At 37.5% G+C, this 7,533-nt stretch carries 6 protein-coding genes; all 6 read left to right on the forward strand.

All coding sequences use genetic code 11. The features are described from left to right. Nucleotides 1–105 precede the first annotated feature (105 nt). Nucleotides 106–2,142: a COG1361 S-layer family protein gene (locus AC220I_RS15175; RefSeq protein WP_486724702.1), complete on the forward strand. Its 2,037-nt coding sequence runs from the start codon at nucleotides 106–108 to the stop codon at nucleotides 2,140–2,142. Continuing rightward, nucleotides 2,135–3,481: an ABC transporter permease gene (locus tag AC220I_RS15180; protein WP_486724703.1), complete on the forward strand. Its 1,347-nt coding sequence runs from the start codon at nucleotides 2,135–2,137 to the stop codon at nucleotides 3,479–3,481. The genes AC220I_RS15175 and AC220I_RS15180 overlap by 8 nt, the downstream gene beginning before the upstream one ends. 281 nt (nucleotides 3,482–3,762) lie before the next feature. Beyond that, nucleotides 3,763–4,590, forward strand: coding sequence for an aminotransferase class IV (locus AC220I_RS15185; RefSeq protein ID WP_486724704.1), 828 nt, complete (start codon nucleotides 3,763–3,765; stop codon nucleotides 4,588–4,590). After that, nucleotides 4,587–5,828: a peptidase T gene (gene pepT, locus AC220I_RS15190; RefSeq protein WP_486724705.1), complete on the forward strand. Its 1,242-nt coding sequence runs from the start codon at nucleotides 4,587–4,589 to the stop codon at nucleotides 5,826–5,828. The genes AC220I_RS15185 and pepT overlap by 4 nt, the downstream gene beginning before the upstream one ends. Further along, nucleotides 5,829–6,572, forward strand: a complete 744-nt coding sequence (locus AC220I_RS15195) for a tRNA threonylcarbamoyladenosine dehydratase (RefSeq protein ID WP_486724706.1) — start codon at nucleotides 5,829–5,831, stop codon at nucleotides 6,570–6,572. A 193-nt stretch (nucleotides 6,573–6,765) separates the two neighbouring features. After that, a partial coding sequence (locus AC220I_RS15200; protein WP_486724707.1) for a peptidoglycan-binding domain-containing protein occupies nucleotides 6,766–7,533 on the forward strand: 768 nt, incomplete at its 3' end.

The following is a 7,533-nucleotide window of genomic DNA, read 5'->3' on the forward strand; positions in this document are numbered from 1 at the left end:
GAGAAATATATTCTGCCTTATGAGAATGAATATAATGAGCATTTTGATGATGATAAGATTACGACTTTAAATAATTTAACATAAGAAGAAGGAAGGATGCCATTTATGAAAAAGAGTGCACTATTATTGATAACTATTTTATTGTTTAATATGGTCATGCCAATGAGTATGGCGGCAATTGACAAAGACCAACCGATAATAGCGGTTCAATATGATGAAGAAATACAAACAATGCAAGCTGGGGAAAAAGGTGTATTATCCATTGAGTTTAGGAACGAGTCACCGAATACAGCTCAAGATATTCATATAACACTAGCAGGTGATCATCCTTTTAGAAGTGATGTCAACACATTAATCAAACAGGTCCTAACCGTAAATCCCTATAAAAATGCAAAAGTTGATTTTAATGTAGAAATTAGTCCAACTGCTAAGCCAAAGCTTTATGAATTCGAAATCGTTTTTGAATACAACAATGTGTGGGGAACATCTTACAGAGAAGTAAGAAAGATGTTTTTAAAAATCAATAGCGACAATAAGGCACCTGTACTGGGGATTTTTTCTGCTGAGACAGCCTCTGATGCGGTTAAACCTGGTGTCCAAGATGCAATCAGTTTGAAAATAATCAACACAGGAACAATTGATGCTAAAGAAGTTAAAATCAATGTATCTGGCTTTGGCATAGAAAATTTGATGCTAAATAAAGATGTTGATACTAAAACTTTATCGCGTATAAAGGCAGGGGAGACGCAATTTGCTTATTTTAATGTCATGTGTGCCCCTAAAGCTAAAACGGGCGTATATCCCTATACTTTAAAACTTTCTTATATTGATGAGTTTGGTGGTGCTTATGAAAAAGAACTTGAATTTTACGTCAACGTGGAAGGGAACGATACCAGTGGCGCAAATATTTCGGTTGAAAATATAAAAGTACCTGATAAAATTGTTCCAAATCAACCCTTTGAAGTAACCTGCGATCTTGTAAACGATGGCAATGTCCTGCTTGAAACAGCAGAAGTGAGTATTGAATACCCAAATGATTTTACTTCAATGGCCAATTCAAAAAAAGTATTTAAAAACTTAAAGCCTGGGGCAAGCAATACCATGACATTTAAGCTGATGGCTAAGAGTGGTACTAATTCAGACAGCTATAGCGGTTATATCAGCGTGAAGTATGTTGCAGATGGTGATACTCAGGATAAGGCGCAGACCATTCAGGAATACGTCGGCCTCACTGTGGATGGTTCAACAGGCTCAAGCAAGCCAAAGCTCATCATCGAAAATTACGAGTATGGTGGCGAACACGTTCTCGCAGGGGAACCTTATGATTTAAAGCTATACATTAAAAACACAAGCACATCAAATGACACAAGAAATATAAAGGTAACCTTAACAAGTGAAGATAATGTCTTTACACCCATTGATTCTTCCAGTTCGTTTTTCATCAATGAGATCAAAGCGGGAGAGGTGTATGAACATAATATTCAGTTAAAAACTAAAATTGATTCATCGGTTAAAATATATTCATTAACAGTGAAAATGCAATATGAAGATGGCAAGGGAAATGCCTATGACGCGCAAGAAAACCCTTATGAGGAATCTGAAGCGCTCAGTATCGCGGTGGCACAGCCCGTCAGACTTGAAACGGCAGAACTCATCGTCCCTTTTGAAACATACGTGGGACAGCCTTTTTACATTGAACAGGAATTTTACAATATGGGTAAAGCGACCATGTACAATATGATGGTCAAACTAGAGGGCCCACAAAGTAATGAAGGTAGCTATTTCGTAGGTAATTTTGAAGCTGGCAGAAGTGAATACTATAGTGCACAAGCCTTTCCTATGGAGGAAGGTTCTTTTGAGGGCAAGCTGGTTTATACCTTTGAAGATGCCCTTGGAAATGTGTCCACTCAAGAAGAGCCTTTTAGCTATACAGTCATGGCCGCACCTGATTTTGGTCAAGAGGGTGGCATGAATGGTGGCATGTATGAAGAGTTTCCCATGGAAGAGCCCACAAAACCTTCATCACTTCCTAAAATTATAGGAGGCCTTGTTGCCCTGGCAGTGATTATCGGTGCTTTTGTGGTGATGAGAAAACGTAAAAAGCGAAAATTAGAGATGGAGTTGGAGGCACTTGATGAGTAATCTAGACTTAGCGCTTATGGGCATTAAAAACCTGCTAAGACGGAAAGCTAGAACCATTTTAACGGTTTTAGGTGTTATCATCGGTACTGCAGCAATCGTTGTAATGGTGTCGCTAGGGCTTGGCATGAATAAAGCCTTTGAGCAGCAACTTCAAGAGTATGGCAGTTTGACGGTCATAAGCGTTTATTCCAATAGAGGGTTTGACGGTGGTATGATGGTCTCTGAGGCGGGCGGCGCTTCGTCAAGCAGTCAGGATGCAATTGTTCTGGATGATGAAACCATCAATGCAATTGAATCAATGGAGCATGTTGATTTCGCCATGGGTTTTAAACGATTTGATTCTAAAATATTTGCAGGTAAATACGAAAGCTGGGCTTCAATAAAGGCAGTGGATTTTAACAAACTTGAGAAGCTCGGCGTTGAACTTAGTCAGGGGACTTTACCTACTTTAGAGGGGCGAAATGAAGTACTCTTTGGCTTTCAGGCAGCACAGCAGTTCTATGATCCAAAATCAAGAAACTATAATGGTCAGCCACCTCAAATTGATATTTTCAATACAAAAATCGAGATGGTGCCTTCGACAAACTATGGTGAAAAGAAACCCAAAGGCTATATCATAACGCCTACAGGGATTACAAGCGAGCAAAACTGGGATTATGCATGGGATGTCTTCATGGACTATGACACCTTTGTAAAAATTAAAACAGAGTTTGATCGTAAAAATAAAAACAATAATGACGGCAATCAAAATAATAGCAGACGTAAAAGCAAACAGAAAGAAAATAAATATGATGAAATGAAAGTCAGTGTAGATGAAGTCAAAAATGTACAGACCATTCAGGAGAGCATCAAAGCTATGGGATTTGAAGCTTATAGTTTGACCGATGCTCTTGAGCAAATGAAAAAGACATCAGGTCTTATTCAAACTATATTGGGCGGTATTGGTGCGGTTTCCTTATTCATAGCTGCCATTGGGATTACAAACACTATGGTCATGTCCATTTATGAACGGACCAAGGAAATTGGGGTCATGAAGGTCATTGGCGCAGAACTCAAGGACATAAAGCGACTGTTTTTGTTTGAAGCGGCAATGATTGGCTTTATAGGTGGTGTATTTGGCGTCTTGATCAGTCTGGGCATTTCTGTGTTAATTAACTCTGTGCTTTCTGGAATGAATGGCGATTCGGGGTATTACGGTCCTCAAATGCTTTCAGATATCCCTATGTGGCTTGCTTTATCAGCGCTTGGATTTTCAACGGTTATTGGATTGCTCGCAGGCTATTATCCTGCTGTAAGAGCGACCAAACTCAGTGCGCTAGAAGCCATTCGTACAGAATAGGAACAATATATAATACATTTCAATAGAAAAAAGATGAAAAGATGTTCAGCTTGTGGCGAACATCTTTTTTATTATAGATCATTAGCTCTCATCCAGATTTGAGCAAGAATCTTCAAAAGCGGTTAGGTGAGAAGGGTAAGGGCAAAACAAGGTTTTGGCGTTAAATGATTATAGATAAATAGGGTTTATTATTTTAGAGGGAAAGTTTATAATTAATAAAGACAGATTTAGGAAGGAGAGTGTAACTGTAATCACATAGTGAACGGTTATAACGAGCGAATATGAAGAATCAATGTCATATAACAATAATAAAAAATGGTAAGAGAGTTGATTTGGATGAAATCATAAATTACACCCAATCACCGGTATATGAAGTTATTCGAATTATAGAAGGAACACCCTTGTTTTTTAGAGAACATATGGAGCGCTTTCGTGCATCTCTTGAACTCGTAGAATACAAATGCGATTATTCTGATGAAATGATATTTAATCAAATTAAGGAACTTGTAGAGCTTACTGACCTGAAAAACAACAATGTCAGATTGGAATACGGTTTAACAGAGTTGGGGATGGATCTAGTGCTTTTCATGGTTAATTCAGAATATCCCAAGGAATCCTTTTATGAAAATGGCGCTATGACAATAACGGCAAATGTCGTTCGAGAAAATCCTCACGCCAAGGTGGTCAATGCACAATATCTCGAAAAAATTGCCAAGTTGAAAGAAGCCTCTAGTGCCTATGAAATTATATTGATGGACAGTAACCGTAAAATTGCTGAAGGCAGTAAATCCAATTTATTTTTTGTAAAGGGCGATACGATTTATTCTGCTAAGGCGTCGGATATTTTAATTGGCATTACACGGCTTGAATTGATGCGTGTATTCAGTGCGCTTCATTTAAAATATGTAGAGCTTGATATCTTTGAGGACCAATTATCTGAGTTTGACGCTTGTTTTCTCTCTGGAACCTCTATAGGTGTTCTGCCGATAGAATACATGAACGAAATAAAATATAATTCTGCATTAAATGATGTTATCATAAAATTGAGAAAGGCTTACCAAGCTGTAGTTGAAAATAATTTAGAGTATACAAGGAGGTTATATTTATGACAAGGGTACATGAGCGTTTTTTAAAATATGTGGCGTTTGACACAGAATCTGATCCAAATTCCGAAACTTGTCCTTCAACAGAGAAACAAAAAAGATTGGGTGAATATCTCGTATCAGAAATGAAAACCATGGGGATTTCAGATGTTGAAATGGATGAAAACGGCTATGTCTACGGGCAAATACCTTCAAATTCAAAAAATGATAAGGCGCCAAGCTTGGCATTAATTGCACATATGGATACATCACCTGACCTATCGGGTGCTAATATAAAAGCAAAAGTTATCACAAACTATGATGGTGGCACAATCGTACTGAATGAAGCTTTAGATATAAAAATGTCACCAAAGGAATTTGATCATCTTGCCCATTATATTGGACAAGATTTAATCGTGACTGATGGGACAACACTTTTGGGGGCCGACAATAAAGCGGGAATCGCGGAAATCTTAACCTTGTGTGAGAGGGTACTACAAAACAATGATTTGGAACATGGACCATTAAAAATAGCTTTTACACCTGATGAAGAAGTTGGAAGAGGTGCAGATTTGTTCAATCTTGCCAAACTTGGCGCAGACTTTGGTTATACCGTTGATGGTGGTGAGATTGGAGAACTTGAGTTTGAAAACTTTAATGCTGCAACTGCAAAAGTTAAGATCAATGGTACAAATATTCACCCAGGATCTGCAAAGGGTAAAATGGTGAATTCGATCTTAATTGGTATGGAGTTCAATCAAATGTTGCCAGCGTTTGATATACCAGCATTTACGGAAGCATATGAGGGCTTTAATCACTTGAATGATTTCCATGGTTCTGTGGAAGAAACGCATTTGCTTTATATCATAAGAGACCACGATTTAGAAAAGTTCAATCAAAAGAAGAATTTGTTCAAGAATATTGAAACTTTTTTAAATGAAAAATATGGTGATAAGACAGTAGAAGTTGAGCTTATTGATTCATATTTCAACATGCGCGAACAAATTCTACCTCACTTTCATCTCATTGAAACGGCGAAAAAGGCAATGCATGCATGCGGCGTAGAACCGATTGTTGTGCCAGTTAGAGGTGGAACAGATGGTGCAAGGCTTTCATATATGGGCTTACCGTGCCCTAATATTTGCACTGGCGGTCATAATTTCCATGGTAGATATGAATATATCCCTGTACAATCTATGGAAAAAACAGTTGATATTTTAGTTGAAATTGTGAAATTGTATGAAAAATTTCACGTGGAGGTATAGATGAAACATCGATTTCAGCGCTTTGAATTTTTAATAGGCGAGCGAAAGCTGGAATGGCTAAAAGAAAAACATGTGGTTGTATTTGGTGTTGGTGGTGTCGGTTCCTTTACCATAGAGGCACTTACCAGAGCTGGTATTGGTAAACTCACAATCGTGGATTATGACATTGTGGATTTAACAAACATAAATCGACAAATTCATGCAACAGATAAAACAGTTGGTATGATCAAGGTTGAGGCTATGGCGAGTCGATTGATGGACATCAATCCTCAACTGGAACTACATGCAATTAATCAAATGATTACTGTGGACAATGCAGATGAATTCTTTGATGGACTTAAAGTGGACTATATTGTGGATGCGATAGATATGGTAACTTCAAAAATTGAACTTGTCCTACAGGCTCAAAAAAGAAATATTCCAATTATTGCCTCCATGGGAACTGGAAACAAACTCGATCCCACGCGTTTGAAGGTGACTGATATCTACAAAACAGAAATTTGTCCACTTGCTAGAGTTATGAGACGAGAACTCAAGGCGAGAGGGGTAAAAGCCTTAAAGGTAGTGTACTCAGATGAGATGCCCATAACACCAGACCATTCTAAGATGGGTGAGGTTCCACTTGTTGGTCGTAAATTACCACCTGGAAGCACATCCTTTGTGCCGTCAAGTGCAGGCCTTATATTGGCATCGGTTGTTGTAAACGACTTTTTAAATGAGGTTGAATTAGTTGACATAATATGATAAAATTTTAAGTAAGTGTGTTGGTTTCTGTAAAATGTTGATATTTTATGAGGCCATCATCATTTATAAAATTAAATCGCAAGCAAATAAAAGAAATGACATTAAAAGAACTTGTTTATTTGTATATAAAAGGCGAAACAGGCTGTGTTCGAGTGGTATATCGAATATAGTACAAATTCTGTGGAGGAAGTTTATGACTAAAAAAATATGGGTTCAAATGATGTTGGTGATGCTTTTGTCTGCACTTATGTCTATCAGCTTTATGGAGAGTGCAGTGAACTTGGATCAGAAGGCTTATAAAAAAGGTGATGATTCAGAAGATGTAAAGCTGATACAAATAGCATTAGCGCTAGATGGTACTTATGATGGTAGTGAGTTTACAACGACATTTGGTCCTAAAACTGAAAAAGCGGTAGTCGCGTTTCAGAAAAAATATGGTCTTGATGCAGATGGTATAATCGGAAGCTCAACAATTGATAAAATGATTTCTAAAAATTTGTTGCCGGTTTTATCGCAACCGGTTTATAAGTTTGAGGATGACAATAGTGAAATTAAGTTTATACAATACGCATTGATTCAAGAGGGGTTATTGGAGATTGATCATCCCACAACGTACTTTGCAACCTTGACTGAACGTGCTGTTAAAGCCTTTCAAAAGAAATATAATTTAGAAGCTGACGGTATCGTTGGTGAAGCAACCATTGAGAAATTAGCTGACTTAGGCTATGTTAAGAATAATGTTCAAAAGGATGTTGCAAGTGAAAATGACAGTGAATCAGAGGCTGTAGTGGTTATAGAACCTGTAAACACTGAAAATTTAAGCTTTATTGGTAGTGTTAAAAACACATCTTTTAAAAAAGGTGATGACAATGCCGATGTTATTCTGATTCAAAAAGCCTTAAATGTCATGGGATATTTTGAAAGTGAAACATTTACCTCGCTTTATGGTGATCAAACGATA

The organism is Fusibacter sp., assembly GCF_057447755.1.

Coding starts and splice junctions, on each gene's coding strand:
- AC220I_RS15175 (WP_486724702.1), top strand. CDS start 106: ATGAAAAAGAGTGCACTATTATTGATAACTATTTTATTGTTTAATATG.
- AC220I_RS15180 (WP_486724703.1), top strand. CDS start 2,135: ATGAGTAATCTAGACTTAGCGCTTATGGGCATTAAAAACCTGCTAAGA.
- AC220I_RS15185 (WP_486724704.1), top strand. CDS start 3,763: ATGAAGAATCAATGTCATATAACAATAATAAAAAATGGTAAGAGAGTT.
- pepT (WP_486724705.1), top strand. CDS start 4,587: ATGACAAGGGTACATGAGCGTTTTTTAAAATATGTGGCGTTTGACACA.
- AC220I_RS15195 (WP_486724706.1), top strand. CDS start 5,829: ATGAAACATCGATTTCAGCGCTTTGAATTTTTAATAGGCGAGCGAAAG.